The following is a 17,460-nucleotide window of genomic DNA, read 5'->3' as shown; positions in this document are numbered from 1 at the left end:
TCAACTAATTTACATATGAATCATAAAGTCGTTTCCGGGGTGTTAGGCGCCATATTGGTAGCCCTCGGTATATACGGGGCTTCTTATTTGATACAAAATAAGAAAAAGCCCAAGTCAATTGTACAAAAAGTGATCAAGACCGTTTATGTGGATACGGTCGAGAATGGGGAAGTTCCTGTGATCATTAACGCCAACGGAACGATCGTAGCCAAAAGGCGAATCGAACTTTTTTCTGAGGTTCAGGGGGTGTTCGTAGCGAGTTCAAAATTGTTCAGAGAAGGGCAGTCATACCGTAAGGGAGAGGTGCTTCTTAGAATTAATGACGAAGAATTCGGAGCCTCTGTACAGTCGCAAAAAAGTATGCTGGTAAATCTTATTACCGGAGTGTTGCCTGATCTGAGGCTGGACTATCCTGAGGCCTTCCCGGCCTGGGAGCAGTACCTCAAGAATTTTGATATGGGTAAAGCGACGTCGGAATTGCCGGAGCCTGCATCGCAGCAGGTAAAGAACTTCCTCATAGGCCGTGGGGTTTACGCTTCTTATTACAACCTGAAGAATTTAGAGCAACGCTTATCAAAGCACGTTATTCGTGCTCCTTTTGACGGTATTCTTACCGAGGTACAGGTGAACGAGGGAACCCTTGTTCGTGCCGGTCAGCGTTTGGGGGAGTTTATCGATCCAAGCGTTTATGAGGTAGAAGTCTCTGTGAATAAAAGTTTTGCACCTTACCTCAAAGCAGGAGAAGAGGTGGAACTCAGTAACCTGGAAAACACGGCCTCATGGAATGGTAAGGTGTCTCGTGTAAATGGAAAAATAGACCAGGCCACACAAACCATTACCGCCTTTGTAGAGGTGGCGGCGCCGGAGATCAAAGAAGGTATGTATCTGCAGGCTAATATCCACGCCCGCAATGTTGATGATGCCTACCAGATAGAAAGGTCACTTCTCGTAGACCGCTCCCGCGTGTTTGCAGTTAAGGATACGGTATTGGAACTGCTGCCTGTAAAGCCCGTGTTCTATTCGGAAAAGCACGTGATCGTTAAAGGGCTGAAAGACGGTGCTCATGTACTGGCGAAAGCTGTTCCGGGAGCTTATCCGGGGATGGTGGTCAAGGTCGCAGAAACTGACTTAAATCCGGTGGCACAATGAAAAAAATATTAGCCTATTTCATTAAATACGATGTTGCGGTTAATGTGGTGATCCTTGCCTTCCTCATTTTTGGAGTGATCGGAGCCTTATCGCTTCGTTCTTCTTTCTTTCCCCTGAGCGATTCGAAGATCATTAGTATTAACGTAACCTATCCGGGGGCAGCACCCCAGGAGATCGAGGAAGGAGTCATTATTAAGATCGAAGACAACCTGAAAGGGATCGAGGGGATCGACCGTGTTACTTCGACCTCAAGAGAGAATGGCGGGAATATCACTGTAGAGATCGTAAAGGGATACGATATCGACTTTATGCTGCTCGAGGTAAAGAACGCTGTAGACCAGGTGCCCGGATTCCCCACGGGAATGGAACCCCTGGTGGTAGGAAAACAACGCGCCGTTCGGGAGACCATTACCTTTAACGTTAGTGGAGACGATGTTTCCCTGGCGACCTTAAAACAGATCGCCCGGCAGGTAGAGCGCGATCTTCGTGGCTTTGATGGGATCTCCCAGATCGAGATCACCGGATTCCCCAGGGAAGAGATCGAGATCGCCGTTCGTGAGAAAGACCTGCAGGCTTATAACCTGACCTTTGCCGAGGTGGCGCAGTCGGTATCTGAAACCAACCTCCTCGTAACAGGAGGAAATATCAAGACCGATTCAGAGAACTACCTGATCCGTGCCAATAACAGAAATTATTACGGAGACCAGCTCAACAATGTGGTCGTGCGAGCCCTGTCTGACGGGTCGAATGTGCGATTACGCGATGTAGCCGATGTTCGTGACCGTTTTGAAGAGAATCCGAATGCTTCGTATTTCAACGGGAATCTCGCAGTTAACATTTCAATAAGCAATACAAATAGCGAAGACCTGATCCCTACTGCCGATAAGGTGAAGGAGTATATCGAGGACTTCAATAAAAAATACAACAATGTGCAGTTGGGAGTGGTTGCCGACAGGTCGATCACCCTGAATCAGCGTACCGAGTTGTTGGCGATGAATGCCCTCCAAGGAATCTTCCTGGTGTTACTTTTCCTATCTATATTCCTGAATTCCAGAATGGCTTTTTGGGTGGCTTTCGGACTTCCCATCTCCTTTCTGGGGCTATTCGTTTTTGCGGGAATGTTCGGGATCACCATCAATGTATTGTCCCTCTTCGGGATGATCATTGTGATCGGGATCCTGGTAGATGACGGGATCGTGATCGCAGAGAATATCTATCAGCATTACGAAAAAGGTGCCGGTCCGGTACAAGCGGCGATCAACGGGACCATGGAAGTGCTTCCGGCTATTGTTTCTGCCATTATTACCACGGTACTGGCATTCTCGACCTTCCTCTTCCTTGACAGCAGGATCGGGGAGTTCTTTGGGGAGGTTTCAACCGTAGTGATCATTACCCTGACCATCTCCCTGATCGAGGCACTTATAATTCTTCCTTCGCATATTGCACACTCCAAGGCACTTCATCAACGTGAAGAACGCAAGAAAGAGCCGGTAACCCTGGTGCAAAAGTTCTTTGCGGGAATGCGTAACATCAACAAGTATGGCGATCGCATCATGGAGTATATGCGCGATAAGACCTATGGGCCAACGCTTAAGTTCTGTTTGCGACACCAGGTGCTCACCATGGGGATCTTTATCATGGCCGTGGTGCTTACTGTCGGAGCTATTGGAGGTGGAATTATCCGGGTAACCTTCTTCCCGAGTATTGCCAGTGACCGGGTATCGGTAAACCTGCTCATGCCGGAAGGTACGGCTCCGAGGGTAACCGATTCGATCATTACCCTGGTGGAGCAAAATGCATGGAAGGTGAATGAAAAGTTCACTGAAAAGCAAACGGGAAATAAACAAGTCATTGAGAATATCGTAAAACGTGTAGGACCGGGAACCAATAAGGCTTCTCTGGACATCAATCTCCTCCCGGGGGAAGAGCGTGACTTTGAGTCGTTCCTTATTTCCAATGCCCTTCGCGATACTACAGGGCCTGTGTATGGGGTAGAACGCCTCACCTTTGGTTCCGGAGGTAACTTTGGGGGTAAACCGGTTTCAGTTTCCCTGCTTAGTAATAACACTGCCGAACTAAAGGCAGCCAAGGATTTCTTCCGTCAGGAACTGGAAAAGGATTCCCGTGTAAAGGATGTGGTCGATACCGATCCTGAGGGGATCAAGGAGATCCGCATCAACCTTAAGGATAATGCCTATGCCCTCGGGCTCGACCTGAGGTCGGTCATGGGGCAGGTGCGAAGCGGATTCTTCGGTACTCAGGCACAGCGATTTCAGCGCGGACAAGATGAGATACGTGTATGGGTGCGCTATGACCTTGCCGATCGTGAGTCGATCCGAGACCTCGATGAGATGCGTATCCTTACACCTACGGGGCAACGAGTGCCTTTTTCGGAGATCGCTACCTATGAGATCGCACGTGGGGATGAATCCATTCAGCACCTTGAAGGGGTAAGAGAGATCAGGATCGAAGCTGATCTCGCAAATCCTAACGATTCGGCTACAGAAGTGCTGGCTACCGTACAGGAAGAGATCGTACCGCAAATGCAGTCGCTATATTCTACAGTGAGGGTAAGTTATGATAGCGGACAAAGCCGTGAGGCAGGGAAGTTGTCAAAATCGGCATGGAAAGTTGTGCCTATAGTCATATTCCTGATCTATGTGGTGATCGCCTTTACCTTCAGAAGTTACAGTCAGCCGCTCCTGCTCATCCTCATGATCCCGTTCAGTGTTATCGGTATCGCATGGGGACACTGGATCATGGGCTTCCCGATCAATATCCTTTCCATGTTAGGGATCATTGCCCTGGTAGGGATCATGGTGAACGACGGACTCGTACTTATAGGGAAATTTAACAGCTACCTAAAAGAAGGCGTGAGTTATGCCGAGGCCATCCTCATGGCCGGGAAGTCACGTTTCCGCGCGATCTTCCTCACGTCACTTACGACTGTGGCAGGTCTGGCTCCGCTGCTTCTTGAAAAAAGCCGTCAGGCGCAATTCCTCAAGCCGATGGCTATTTCCATATCCTTTGGTATTGCCATTGCTACGGTATTGACCCTGCTCATGCTGCCTGTATTACTCACCATGAGTAACCAGATCAAGCAGGGGACCTTCTGGTTGAAGAAGGGAGAGTTGCCAAACCCAAGAGAGGTAGAGAGAGCCGTTAAAGAACAAAAGTTAGAAGAACATGAAGTTTAGAAATATCCTGTTATTGTTTTTGCCGGCCCTATGTTGGATGTCACCGGTACAAGCCCAGGAATTACTGGAAAAGAAAGAGGCAGTAGCGTATACCCTGACCAATAACCTGGGGATCGCTATTGCCGAGAATAATACCGAGATCGCAGAAAATAATGCCAGCATCCTCAATTCGCGATTTCTGCCTACAGTTACCGGAAATGCCGGGGCTAATATCAACCGAACTTCAACCGAGGGACAGCTGGCAAACGGCGATGTGCGTTCGGCAGATGGGGTTGAGACCACGCGGTACAATGCTTCGGTAGATCTTAATTACACCCTGTTTGACGGATTGGGAAGGTTGTACAATTACCGCTCCTTAAAAGAAGAGCGTAACCTCACCGAGCTCCAGGCCAGAGAAACGATAGAGAATACAGTATTGCAACTCTTTTCAGTGTATTATGAGGTAGCGCGACTTACCGAGAACGTCGGTAACCTTCAGCAGGCGCTGGATATTTCAAAAGATAGGCTGGAACGTGCCAGGTACCAATTCGAATACGGTCAAAATACCGGACTCGATGTGTTGAATGCCGAGGTCGATGTGAATACGGATAGTATTAACCTGATCAATGCAGTGCGTATCCTCACCAATACCAAGCGCGACCTGAACCTGATCATGAACAGGGAACTCGATACCGAATTTCGTGTAGATACCCTGGTGACCTTTGTGCCCGGATTGCTTATGGAAAGTATGCTTAACGAGGCACAACAAAACAATGTGTTATTGTTACAGGCCCAGTCTGGTGAAAGGATCGGTGAATACAGCATCAAGGGGAGTCGTAGCGGATTTCTGCCTACCATCGGGCTCTTTGGTTCGTATGGGTGGAACCAAAGCCAGAACAACTCTCCGCTGGCGTTCCTGTTGGAAAATACTTCGGTAGGACTTACAGGAGGTGTCAACCTGTCGTGGAACCTTTTTGACGGAGGCGGAACCATAACCCGTTATAAGAATTCAAAGATCAATTTTGAGAACCGTGAATTGACTAGACAGCAAATAGAGCTTTCTGTAGAGCGGGATATTCGTAATGCCTGGGAGACCTATAAAAATGCCTTGTTCATCTATGAGGCTCAGAAGAAGAACGTGGCGACCACAGAGAACAACTTTAACCGTACCGAGGAGCGATATAAGCTGGGAAGGGCAACCTCTCTGGAGTTCAGGCAGGCCCAGATCAACCTGCTACAGGCCATTCTCAATAAGAACCAGGCCAAGTATACGGCCAAACTTGCAGAACTTGCCGTGTTGCAGGTGAGTGGACAGTTGCTCAACACCGATTTCTAAAATGGATACACATGATCGAGCACTTCTTTCAATGTCCGTACTGCTGGGAGACGATCTCTATGTTACTGGATCCGTCTCAAAGCGAATCGTACGTTGAAGATTGTGAGGTGTGTTGTAATCCGATCACCATAACTACTGTATTTGAAGGGGGTGAACTCGCCTCCTTCACTGCAGATAGTCTCGAACAATAATATTCCCGTTCGTAATTGCGCTACCGTTGATCTTCAGGTTCGTTGTAGTGTTGCCCCAGATCTTCAGGTGGCAGCGATCTGTATCTGAAATTACTTTTTAAGGTCTTCGAGGTCCTTTTTGATCTCCGATATGGCCTGGTGGATCTGTTCCAGGGAGGCGTTTCCGGGCTCCTGGTCGATCTCCATACTGATCTTGCTGTTCACCTTCCATATCTCCTGGATCTCGTTGGCGTTTACAGTTATGGGTGGATATTCCTTATTGAGGGAGATTAGTGACAGACGGTCGTTCTCCGGGTGTTTCTGTACCTTTTTCACCAAAACACTGTCTTGCAGTACGATCACGCAAATGGAATGGTTGTCGAGCATGCTCAGGCTTTCTACGGCACGCCCCATGACCCATTCACCCGGATAGAGGGAAGGGAGCATGCTGTCGCCCTGTACCTGGAAGCCGCGATAGGTGGCATTGCGGTATTCGTTTAGTGGCAATTGAAATGCCGGTAACTCTTCGTACCAGTCTACATCCTGAATATTGTGCGGGTATCCCGCGGCGGCTTTTACATTGACCAATACGATATTGTCTTCATTGGTGCTGTCTACGGTTACTACCTTAGGTGCCGTGTTTACCGTAAGCTCTATGGTCTTTCGATGACTCTTTCCGAAAAGCCATAACGGATTTACCCCGAATTGATGCAGGAGCTCGGCGACCACGGCTCCGGAGATCTTGCTCTTACCCCGTTCGATATCGGCCGTAGAGTTCTTAATACCCAATGCCTCGGCAAAAGCTTGTTGGGTCATATTGTGTGATTCCCGGATCTCTTTGAAACGGATCACCTCTATGGGCAGGTCATACTTCATAAGGTAAATATAAATAAAAATATGGAATTATTCCTTTTTAATGGAAATAATCCTATTTTTGAATTGTCATCAGGTAAATATAACAAGCCTGACCTTATTATCGCAGCATGGGTTGGAAATTTTCCAAAATGTTGGCGCCAAACTAAAAAACCGGAATTATGAAAACTGTATTGATCTATGACGGAAGCTTTAAAGGTCTTCTAACCGCCGTATACACGGTATTCGAAAAGGATGTTCAAAATGTGGTGATCTCCAGGGAAGAGCAGGCTGATCCGGGGTTGTTTACCTGCACGCTCCACATAGAGACCGATCCGTTAAAGGCATCAGGGGTTTGGCGCTCGCTCCGGCTCAAGGCGGGGTCCGGAGCCTGTGATCAGTTGTATAAGGCCTTTTTGAGTGAGTTGAAGGGAGCAGAGAATGGTATCCTGGAATATGTGGCCCTCGCCTATGGTGAGGAGCATTTTCAGCCCGATACCTCTTCAGCGGCCTGTGTAAAGAAGATCGCCTATGCAGCCCAAATGGTTAGTCGCTCCGAACAACGCTGCTATGACTATGTATGCAATGCCTTTCAGGAAAACCACGGGAAATGGATCAAGATACAACCTGACTTTAATGTGCTACCCCTGTTGGCAAAACGCCTCAGGAATGAGCGAAGTGATCTCGCTTGGGTGCTTTACGACCTCAAACGCAGCTATGGGTTTCATTACGATATGGAGACCCTGGAGCCGGTGTTTGAAGCTCCGGTAGGGGAGGCCGATATGCCTGTGCTAACCCATATGCAATCAGGACTCAAGGTTTCATAAGTAGCGGAAATTTTTACCAGTGTTCTGATGTCATCAGCGATGACAGGACTACCGTGACAGGGAGGTTGTTTTCGGGTATGGTTAGGGAAGTGATCATTTTGCAGGGGGGCACCTCAAAGATCCTTCAATTAAGTATACGATCGCTTTAAGTATTTCGTTCTTCGTATTGTTTATAAGCCGGGCTGTTAATTGCCTTGCCATACAGGGCATCTGAAGGATAATTTTTTAAATTGCGGAATATTAATAGCGAGTGTCCATGAATCCCCGAAATATAAGTGTGTTTTTAATTGCCTCCCTGTTGCTCATGTTCGGTATTACCTTTTTGAGCGAAGGGCATGTAGTGAAGGAAGGTGAAGAAGAGGACGGATTTATGGTCTTTGACCAGGTCGTAAAATATCCTACCACAGAAACCTTCATGATGGCCGGAAAGGTCGAACACCCCAATACAGAAAGCATTGATAGTATCGTAGCCAATATCGCCCAGGTGGTGGTCGAGGAGGAGGCACCGGAAGAAGCGGTGAAAGAGCCTGTGGTAGACTACCGCAAGATCGATACCTCCAGGATAAAACGTATGGACTGGCCGGCAAACAAGCAGGAGGTCATTGCCAAATTGAAAAAGCAGCTTAGTTCCGGAAATTGCCGTATTATTCACTATGGCGATTCCCAGTTGGAAGGCGACAGGATCTCGGCTTATGTGCGTAACCGCTTGCAAGGCATCTACGGTGGAGAGGGTCCGGGGTTCGTGCCTGTAAAGCAGCTCTATCATCAGCTTAAAGCCAAGGTGACCCCTTCAGAGAACTGGCTGCGTTTTGCTGCCTTTGATCCCAAACACGAGAAGTTCGATCATAAAAAATACGGGGCCTTCACCTCTGTTTCCCGATTTACGCCCTATATACACAAAGACAGCGTTTCATTAGATACCATTGAGGTGACCGAAGCATCGATCGCTGTTGCTGTGGCACCTACCCGATATAAGCGTTTGCGAAAATTCACCCACGTCGATCTGCATTACGGGCATGCACAAACCCCGCTCAGCATCGAGGTGTACCAAAAAGACAGCCTGATCAAAAAGGACAGTTTCCCTGCAGATCTCTCATACCACAAATACAGGATCGATCTTAAAACACCCCCAAAAGATCTGAAGATCGTCATGCGCTCCAAGATCAGCCCCGATTTTTACGGACTCACCCTTGATGGAGATAAGGGGATCGCCCTGGATAATGTGGCCATGAGAGGAGCCTCAGGTACCGTGTTCAGAAAGCTGGACCGCGAGAATTTCAATGCCATGATCAGGGAACTCGATCCCAAGGTGTTTATATTTCAGTACGGGGGGAATTCAGTGCCCTATATGAAGACCGAAGAGGCTATAGACCGCTATGTAAAGTACGTGATGTCTAATGTGAGCTGGGTACGACGCATGCGAGCCGATGCCAGTGTGATCTTTATCGGTCCGTCGGATATGTCGACACTTCAAGATGGAAATTATGTAAGTTATAAACATCTTCCTTATCTTAATAACAAGCTCCGCGAAGCATGTGTGACCAATGGGATCGCCTATTGGAGCATGTTCGAAGCCATGGGAGGTGCCAACGCTATGCAACATTGGGTAGACCAGGAACTGGCCAAATCGGATTATACCCACTTTTCGTCCTCCGGGACCAAGGTGATCTCCGAACTGTTTTTTACGGCCTTGTCGCTGGACTTAAATGAGTGATGAATAATGCCTAAACGACTACTACAACTACTGCAAACAGGTATCCTGCTGTTTGGAACCATGGTTGCTGCACAGAACTATGTGTTAGATAGCCTGATTCGCGTACACCCTGACCTCGTAGATCTCGAGGCCAATATGCTTTACTATGCCGGAGAATCACCGGCCTTTTCCCGATTCTTTTCGAAACTCGACAGTGTGTACCAGGGAGAGCGATCTAAACTCCATATCATGCATATCGGAGGATCGCATATACAAGCCGATTTCTACTCGAATAAATTGCGTACCTACCTCCAAAACATGAGCGAGGTAGCTACAAGTCAGCGCGGATTCGTATTTCCGTATCACCTGGCGCATACCAATAATCCGCTTAATTATCGTGTAGAAGCCCATAACGACCTGTGGGAAGGGTATCGGTGCTCGGTGAGCTACCACAAGACCACCTGGGGACTTTCGGGGGTAACCGCTGCGTTCCGGAAGGTGAGAGATACCATCGTGATCAAAAGCAACTATAAGAATGACGATCTCAATACGCGCTATTCCTTTAATCGCCTGCGTGTGTTTTACAATACCTGGGAAGATGCTTACCAGGTAAGGGTGACCGAACCCGCCCTGGTGCTTTCCGATACGGTGGTCGACCAGGGGAAATTCCTGGAGCTCCGTTTTAAGGAAGATGTAGAAGAGGTGTCCCTGGTGGTAGAGCGCAAGCTCCATGCCCCGAGAGATACCGAATTCCTTCTTATGGGATTGGAAATGATGAACGATGAGCCGGGAATTGAATACACATCGATCGGCGCCAACGGAGCCAAGTTCGATTCGTACTTCCGCTGTGAGCTTTTTGAAGAGCAGCTCAACCTCTATGAACCGGACCTCTTTATTGTTTCCATTGGGACCAATGATGCTTATACCCCCAATTTTAACCCGGAAAAGTTCGAGGCCCAATACGAGGAGTTCATGGCTATGATCAAGCGTGCCAGCCCTGATTGTGCCATCCTCCTTACCGTACCCAACGATTCGTATTACAAACGCAGATACCCCAACCGCAATACGGCCAAACAGCAGGAGATCATACACCGGCTGGGCCAAAAGTACCAAATGGCCGTTTGGGACTTTTACCGCGTGATGGGTGGCTATGGTGCCTCTGCCCATTGGTATGAACAGGAACTTATGCCTGCCGACCGCATACACTTTACCCAACCCGGATACAGCGTAAAAGCAGATCTCCTGCTCGATGCGCTTATCACCGAATGGGAACGATCTGCCTCAAGACCCGTGAACAGTATACTAACCTATTTCAAAGCTATCGGTGAATAGAATAAAAGATATTTTTACGTTTACAGAAGATTTCCCCCTCATCTTTACCCAAGCCAATTTCTGGATCTTCTTCGGGGTGATCTACCTCATATTTTCCCTGCTGTACAAAAAGATACGGGTACGAAACCTCTACCTCTTCCTGATCTCCCTGTTCTTCTATTACAAGACCAGCGGGATGTTCGTGGGCTTGCTCATCTTTTCTACTGTGGTCGATTTCTTTATAGGCCGTGGGATCTACCGAAGCGATGATCCGCTAAGACGAAAGGTGCTGGTTACACTAAGTGTGATCATCAACCTGAGTACGCTGTCCTATTTTAAATACGCGTATTTCTTTACCGATTCTTTTAATTACCTGTTCAAGACCGATTACGAGGTGCTTAACTGGCTGGCTCAATGGAGTAACAGCTTTACCACGGTGAACTATTTTACGGTCGATAAGATCATTCTTCCCGTGGGGATCTCCTTCTTTACCTTCCAAACGATTAGCTACAGTGTAGATATCTATCGCCGCAAGGTGAAGCCTCTTGCTTCGATCCTCGATTTCGGATTCTATGTGAGTTTCTTCCCCCAGCTGGTGGCGGGACCTATTGTAAGGGCAGAGAACTTCGTGCCCCAGATCGATAAGCCTACCGTGATCACCAAAGATGATTTTAACCGGGGAAGCTTTATGATACTAAAAGGCCTCATCAAGAAAATGATCTTTGCCGATTTTATCGCCATGCATTTCCTGGATCGGGTGTTCGATGCTCCCGATATGTATTCCGGGTTTGCCAATATCATGGCTATGATCGGGTACTCCCTGCAGATCTATGGGGATTTCTCGGGGTATACCGATATCGCCATCGGCCTGGCCCTGCTTATGGGCTATAAACTGCCCACCAACTTTAACTCCCCCTATAAGGCCGAGAACTGCGGAAATTTCTGGAAACGCTGGCACATTTCCCTTTCGACCTGGTTGCGGGATTACTTGTATATCCCACTGGGAGGGAACCGGCAGGGAACCAAGGCCTCCTATATCATCCTGGGGATTATTCTCCTTGGGGTCATGCTGGCCTTTGGTAGTGTGTATACCTACATCATTATCCCATCCCTTGTAGGGGCGGCGGTCTTCGGAGCCATGTATTCGCCCACCATCAAGAACCATATCAATACCAATATCAACCTCATGCTCACCATGCTTATTGGCGGACTCTGGCACGGGGCATCCTGGAAATTCGTGATCTGGGGCGGACTCAATGGCCTGGGGATCGTAGTATATAAGTTCTGGCGAAAGGTGAGTCCGTGGGAAAACAAGACCGGTTGGCTTGTACACGCCTGGAAGATCCTGGTGACCTTTATCTTTATCACCTTTACCCGTATCTACTTCCGTGGAGAGAGCATGGAGCAGATCGGAAAGCTCTACGATCAGATCTGGAACAATATGGACTGGGCCGGAGCCGGAGAAGTACTCTCTGCCTATAGCGCCGTATTCTGGGTGATGCTTATTGGGTATATCACCCACTGGCTGCCACAAGCAACCAAAGACGGATTGGAAGGCTTGTACGGGCGCAGTCCGATGCCTGTTAAGGTCATGGCCGTTGCGGTGGTAGGGGTATTGTGCTACCAGGCGTTCTCGTCAGACTTCCAGCCGTTTATTTATTTCCAATTCTAAAGGAGACGGTAGAACCAAGAGTAAAGAACAAAGACGCTTCACCTATTCTCCCAAAATAAACTCCGCTGCCATTTGCGCATGCAGGTCGGTGGTCTTTAGTAGGGGGATGTCGGCCTTTACATCTTCCAGTAAAATGGGGAGCTCAGTACATCCCAGAATGATCCCATCGGCGCCTCGTTCTTTTAGCGCCCGGATCTGTTCGAGGTAGAATGCCTTTGCTTTTTCGGTGAATTCCCCGCGGGTGAGCTCCTTGCTAATAAAATAGTGGGATTTAGCAATGCTGCCGCCGTGTTCGGGAATGATGGTATTGATGCCAAATTCCTCTTCAAGAACCTCGGGAATATACCCCAGGGTCATGGTGGGTTTGTTGCCGAGAAGGCCCAGGGTCTTCAGGCCGTGTTTGGCGGCTTCTTTTCCGGTGGCACTTGCAATGTGAAGTATTGGGATATCGATCCTGGGTTGCACGTATTTGAATACCTTATGAGGGGTGTTGGCGCAGATCAGGATACCTTCGGCTCCTGCAGCCTGCAACCGTTTGGCCACTTCCAAGTATTTCTCATTAATGCGATCCCAATCCTGGGAACGCATGATCTCGATATTAATGCTGTAAATAATGAGTTCGGGATTGGCCTGGCTTCCCAGTTCGGCAGCTACCATCTCGTTAATAAGCTTGTAGTATTCTACTGTGGAGTACCAGGAAGTGCCTCCGATGAGTCCAAGGGTTTTCATAGGCTAAAGCGGCTTATTATGGTTGTTTTTCAAATTGAATACTCCAAAGGCCTCTCAGTTCCCCGGGGGTATACCCTTTGGCCCTGTCGGCAGGATAACGTTCCAGGATGCTACTCATGGTTCCGGCCTTGATATCGGTTACCGGGATGCCATGACATTGCATACACAGGTGGGCGGTCATGATGGGATAATAGGTTTGGATATGATCGTTTTTCACATACACCACTCCCTCCAGTGTTTCTCCCTTTTCGAGTTGATCTTTATAGCGTTTCATTATCGAAAGGGCTTCGCTGTTTGCACGATTCACCCCGTTTCGGGTTTTATTGGTCACCCGGCGAATTCTTGCATGGTGCACCTTGGCCAGGCTGTCTGTTATGGGCAGGGCCCGGAGGTTACAAAAGGCAATGGCATTTTCGGGGCCTCCTTCGGCGATCTTTTGCTTCAGTGTGGTACCCAGGACTTGCTGGGTTTGCATAGCGATCTGTTGTCCCTTTTTAAGGTATTCCCGGGTATCTATAGCTTGTTCTGCAGGTTGCACTTTTTGCTGTGGATCGGTATTTTCTTTACACGAATTAAGTGTAAAAAGCAATATGACGAGTAAGAAGCCTTTAGAGTTCATAATTGAAAACTTTTTTCAGATGACGTTTGACATAGAAAAAGCGAATGATCCCTATAAGTAACATGGCAGGGCCAATAACGACCAGTGCCCAGCCGATCCATTTGATATCGCTCAAAACATCGAGTTTGATCACGGCCAGCCCGGAACTCAGCAATACGATAAAGGTTCTGAAATACGCTAAAAAGGTTCGTTCATTGGCCAGGCGCGTGCGATCAAGGGCAAGGATGTCTGTAGCAGGAAGTTTTCGTTTCGATTCCATATCAATTTTAAATACACTGCAATTCATTCCCGGAGCACTTGCCCCTGATCTGCGGTTGGTGTTAAAGATAAGGTGTTGAGGTCCCAAAGGCTGTAACAACGGTTGCACAGGTCAAATGACTTTGCACTACTAAAAATACGAATAATCTTAATTTTAATAACGTGAAGTTAAGGTTTATACGATGCCAGGTATTCCTGTTACTTCCGTACCCGATTGAGCAGGGTGTCTCGTCCCTCCATAAGCTTAGCACTAATACCTGTTTTATATTCATGCGGAAAATCGAACCGGCGGTACTCCGGGGGGAGTGACTCAAATATTTCGATACTGCGGTTTCTGATCTCCGCCAGGTGGGTGCCCGATCGGTTCACCGGTTTTCCCTTCATCATTACCGGATGTAACATGGGCCTGAGCTCGTAAGGGCTGAGATCCAGGTTGCGATGGGGTTCGAAAGGATGGAACATACGGTCGGGAGCCTCTTCGGCATAAAGGCTTATACAATCGATACCCGCCATTTGTTGGTTGTCCTTAAACGCCCGATAAACTTGCTTTTTAAAGGGTAGACTGGTCTTGACCAGGGTTTCGGAGAGTTTCATTCGGGGAGCGCCTTCAAATACGCTCATCTTATACACCCCATCGAGGGCGGCATCCGGTTTTCCGGTGACCAGGGATGTGCCTACTCCGTATATATCGATAGGCGCTTCTTGTTCTTCCAGACTCTTAACAATGTGCTCATCGATCTGGTTGGAGGCCGCGATCTTGACATAGGGGAGGCCGGCATCGTCCAGCATTTTTCGGCAGGCTTTGGAGAGGTATCCCAGATCACCACTGTCTAATCGGATGGCGCGCAGGCGATGGCCATGTTCCTCTAATTCCCGGGCTACTGTTATGGCATTCGGTAAGCCTTGCTCCAGTGTATTGTAGGTATCGATGAGCAAAATGCAATTGTTTGGATTGGTATTCGCAAAGGCCCTGAAGGCATCGATCTCCTGCTCGTAGCTTTGAATATAGGCATGGGCCATGGAGCCTGAAACGGGGATGTTAAAAAGGTCGGAAGCCAGCACATTACTGGTCCCGTCACATCCGCCCAAATAGGCAGCCTTAGCGGCATGATGACCACCCAGCCCCTGGGCTCTGCGCAGTCCGAGTTCAAGAATGGTCTTTCCATTGGACACATCCCTGATGCGTCGTGCCTTGGTGGCTACCAGACTTTGAAAGTTGAGGAGGTTGAGGAGCATGGTTTCTAAAAGGTGGGCTTCGATCACTGTGGCCTCGACCATGAGTATCGGACTGTTGGGGAAAATGAGGTCGCCCTCTTCCACACTGTAGATATTACCGCGAAAGCGAAACTGGGAGAGGTATTCCAGAAAGTCCTTGTGAAAGCCTTGTTCTTCCAGGTACTCCAGGTCATCTGTTGTAAAGGAAATAAACGGTAGTTCTTCAAGAAGTTCATGTAATCCCGCAAATACGGCATACCCCCCCTTAAAAGGTAGCCTTCGGAAGAAATAATCAAAGACTACTGTTTTGTCCTTGTTTCCGTTGAGAAAATGCGATTGCCCCATGGTGAGCTGGTAGAGGTCGGTGTAGTTAAATGTAGATGGAAACATATTTTTTGGTTAACGGTTAATGGTTAGTAGTTAGGTAGGCAGGTAAGCGGGTAAAGGGGTAAAGGGGTAAAGGGGTAAAGGGGTAAAGGGGGCAGTTAGTCTCTAGTTGCCCCGTGTCCAGATCTCGTATAAAGGCTCCCCCTTACTGTTCTTTCCGGAATGGTGCCAGTTACCTTCTTTGATCTCGTATTGAAATTCCAGTTGGGCACCCACACGGGAATCATCACGGGAAAAGAATTCGATGTTTTCGGTATATATGCCGTCCTTAGCCGTATAGGTGCCTCCTCCCGTACCCATAAAGGATTTGGTTTCGGTATTGTAGGCGATCCACTGAAAACGGGTGCTGGAGAGGATCTTCATGGTTCTCCTCGGAAGATTGGGATCACGGGTCTGTATTTCCCCATTGCGTTTTCTTCCGGTAAAGAACCAAGCCCCGGCCAATGGGGAATCTGTTCCGTCGTCTATACGGTGAAATTCAAAATTGTCCTCAATGATCGTGAAGGTATCTGAAGTGACTTTCACTTGAAATGTTATGGTGTCGCCTACCCTTTCATTTTGGCTACTGTCAAATTCCACGATCTCTGTCATGGTGTTCCCGTCAAGAGACCAACGGCCGCCATTGGTGTCGATGAACTTTCCGCTTTGGGCCTCGTAACGGCTCAGCACCTGGTAGTGGTTTTCAGTGATGATCCCAACCATACGTATCTCCAGCCCCTGTTCATCGGTGGTGATGGCCTCCCACGCCCCTACCGGCGCTTGAGCGTGTATAAGAATAGTGAACAGGAGGGTATACAGGGAGAATAATCTGGTCTTCATGCGGATCAGTTTTCGGTTGGTTTTTTAAAAATACGAAAACGAACGTTTTAACTCCTTTGTTTTTAGAGGTTTGGGTGTGTTTTTGAGATTGAATGCACGGTTTTGAATACGCAGCGTTCTCCGGGAAAAGAGCAGTGGTGTAAAACGATGGTTCCGGATTATGGAACAGTGGCTTCTTCCCGGGCACTTAAGGTTTCCAGGTAACTGTTAAAGTTGTGTTCTTTGGTATAGATCGTTTCCTTGTACTGCGGAAGGTATTTTTCAAGGATCATGGAAATATTATAGCCCAACTGGTAATAATAGCGGTCGTTGTAGATGTCATATAATCCTTTATCCAGTTTAATGTCATAGCCTTTGAACATATTGGTGATCAGTGCCAGGTCTTCTTCTCTGAGCAAATGGGTGTCACTGGTATGTTCAGACAAGTATCGCTTACACAAGGATTCAAAATACCGGGCGTGTCCTTCCATGAGTATTTCGTAATCTTCTGCCTCCCGGATGTCGGTCCCGAATTCATTTTTGATCCGCTCCAGTCGTATGGTTCGCAACGAATCGTATGCTTTAAGTCCAGAGATGAGGTCGGTGTCATCGATCCAGATACTTTTTAGGATCTCATTTTCCTGATGAATACTTTCCTTGAACCATGCTAATTCACTGTGGTACTTTCCGAGAAATTCATCCGGACCTCCCGGGATGTCGAGGTTGGTGTAATAGGCTTTAAATTGAGGTACGGCTCTCTGATAGCCATGAAACAGTTCGTGGATCACCATGATCGACCAGTCTTGCAGATCTTTAATTCCAATTAAGTCTTTGGTGAGATCAAAGCTCTGAAAGTACAACACATTTTCGCGAAAGTGCAAGGAGGTGCTATCGGTATCGGTATAGCTTGTCGAAAAATTGAAGTTAAGGGTGTCAGTATATTTTGCAGAAAGCTTTATACGTTCCACATTTTTTAAAGGATCCATCTTCTGATTTTCTGTAATGCTCAGGATGTGCTTGTTCGGATGTAGCACATAGGTCCCTTCATGAGTATAGTACACCACAGGCTGATAGTTGTCCTTTTTTCCAAATTCCTGCCAGTGTTTTTTGGCAACGTCGTTTTTAAGTTGGATCAGATAATCGAGGTGTCTCCAATAGTTTTGATTTTCTATGTCGGCCTCATGGACTTTGTCTTTCTTTGGAGCCTGTTGGCATGAGAAGGTAAGGCAAAAGCATAAGATGTACAGTAGATTTTTCATAGAATTCCT

The 17,460-nt window shown here is 47.8% G+C and carries 15 protein-coding genes; 8 read left to right on the top strand and 7 right to left on the bottom strand.

From position 1 onward, the window contains the following. The first annotated feature begins 15 nt into the window (after positions 1–15). Genes IS446_RS09165 through IS446_RS09150 form a run of 4 tightly spaced genes read left to right on the top strand, consistent with a single transcriptional unit; the run spans position 16 to position 5,852 of the window. A complete protein-coding gene (locus IS446_RS09165; protein WP_203060039.1) occupies positions 16–1,149 on the top strand; it encodes an efflux RND transporter periplasmic adaptor subunit in 1,134 nt (377 codons plus the stop codon). Next, positions 1,146–4,346, top strand: a complete 3,201-nt coding sequence (locus IS446_RS09160; RefSeq protein WP_203060037.1) for an efflux RND transporter permease subunit — start codon at positions 1,146–1,148, stop codon at positions 4,344–4,346. The genes IS446_RS09165 and IS446_RS09160 overlap by 4 nt, the downstream gene beginning before the upstream one ends. Continuing rightward, entirely contained in the window at positions 4,336–5,661 is a 1,326-nt protein-coding gene (locus IS446_RS09155) for a TolC family protein (protein ID WP_203060035.1), read from the top strand. The genes IS446_RS09160 and IS446_RS09155 overlap by 11 nt, the downstream gene beginning before the upstream one ends. An 11-nt stretch (positions 5,662–5,672) precedes the next feature. Next, entirely contained in the window at positions 5,673–5,852 is a 180-nt protein-coding gene (locus IS446_RS09150; protein ID WP_203060033.1) for a CPXCG motif-containing cysteine-rich protein, read from the top strand. A 90-nt stretch (positions 5,853–5,942) separates the two neighbouring features. On the opposite strand, the gene IS446_RS09145 is transcribed toward IS446_RS09150, so the two are convergent. Next, positions 5,943–6,707 (bottom strand): LexA family transcriptional regulator, encoded by a 765-nt coding sequence (locus tag IS446_RS09145; protein ID WP_203060031.1) that lies wholly within the window; start codon positions 6,705–6,707, stop codon positions 5,943–5,945. 158 nt (positions 6,708–6,865) lie between these two features. Here IS446_RS09145 and IS446_RS09140 point away from each other — a divergent pair, with 158 nt between their 5' ends. The 4 genes from IS446_RS09140 (at position 6,866) to IS446_RS09125 (ending at position 12,186) form a co-directional block, all read left to right on the top strand. After that, complete coding sequence (locus IS446_RS09140) at positions 6,866–7,510, top strand: DUF4130 domain-containing protein (RefSeq protein WP_203060029.1); 645 nt, start codon at positions 6,866–6,868, stop codon at positions 7,508–7,510. A 256-nt stretch (positions 7,511–7,766) separates the two neighbouring features. Continuing rightward, positions 7,767–9,224, top strand: coding sequence for an SGNH/GDSL hydrolase family protein (locus tag IS446_RS09135; protein WP_203060027.1), 1,458 nt, complete (start codon positions 7,767–7,769; stop codon positions 9,222–9,224). Between the two features lie 6 nt (positions 9,225–9,230). After that, complete coding sequence (locus IS446_RS09130) at positions 9,231–10,535, top strand: GDSL-type esterase/lipase family protein (RefSeq protein ID WP_203060025.1); 1,305 nt, start codon at positions 9,231–9,233, stop codon at positions 10,533–10,535. After that, positions 10,528–12,186, top strand: coding sequence for an MBOAT family O-acyltransferase (locus IS446_RS09125; RefSeq protein WP_203060023.1), 1,659 nt, complete (start codon positions 10,528–10,530; stop codon positions 12,184–12,186). The genes IS446_RS09130 and IS446_RS09125 overlap by 8 nt, the downstream gene beginning before the upstream one ends. A gap of 42 nt (positions 12,187–12,228) precedes the next feature. On the opposite strand, the gene IS446_RS09120 is transcribed toward IS446_RS09125, so the two are convergent. From IS446_RS09120 to IS446_RS09095, 6 genes are all read right to left on the bottom strand, one after another. Further along, on the bottom strand, positions 12,229–12,915 hold the full coding sequence (locus IS446_RS09120; RefSeq protein ID WP_203060022.1) for an aspartate/glutamate racemase family protein: 687 nt from the start codon (positions 12,913–12,915) through the stop codon (positions 12,229–12,231). 16 nt (positions 12,916–12,931) lie between these two features. Next, positions 12,932–13,534: a Tll0287-like domain-containing protein gene (locus IS446_RS09115; protein WP_203060020.1), complete on the bottom strand. Its 603-nt coding sequence runs from the start codon at positions 13,532–13,534 to the stop codon at positions 12,932–12,934. Next, complete coding sequence (locus IS446_RS09110; RefSeq protein WP_317192192.1) at positions 13,524–13,901, bottom strand: DUF202 domain-containing protein; 378 nt, start codon at positions 13,899–13,901, stop codon at positions 13,524–13,526. The genes IS446_RS09115 and IS446_RS09110 overlap by 11 nt, the downstream gene beginning before the upstream one ends. 89 nt (positions 13,902–13,990) lie before the next feature. After that, positions 13,991–15,397: a nicotinate phosphoribosyltransferase gene (locus tag IS446_RS09105; protein WP_203060017.1), complete on the bottom strand. Its 1,407-nt coding sequence runs from the start codon at positions 15,395–15,397 to the stop codon at positions 13,991–13,993. A gap of 102 nt (positions 15,398–15,499) precedes the next feature. Beyond that, positions 15,500–16,213, bottom strand: a complete 714-nt coding sequence (locus tag IS446_RS09100; protein WP_203060015.1) for a membrane or secreted protein — start codon at positions 16,211–16,213, stop codon at positions 15,500–15,502. A gap of 158 nt (positions 16,214–16,371) precedes the next feature. Continuing rightward, entirely contained in the window at positions 16,372–17,451 is a 1,080-nt protein-coding gene (locus tag IS446_RS09095) for a hypothetical protein (RefSeq protein WP_203060013.1), read from the bottom strand. Positions 17,452–17,460 lie beyond the last annotated feature (9 nt).

It is taken from the genome of Robertkochia sediminum (assembly GCF_016786255.1).
Lineage (GTDB): Bacteria > Bacteroidota > Bacteroidia > Flavobacteriales > Flavobacteriaceae > Robertkochia > Robertkochia sediminum.
This window is presented reverse-complemented; position numbering and strand designations above follow the sequence as displayed.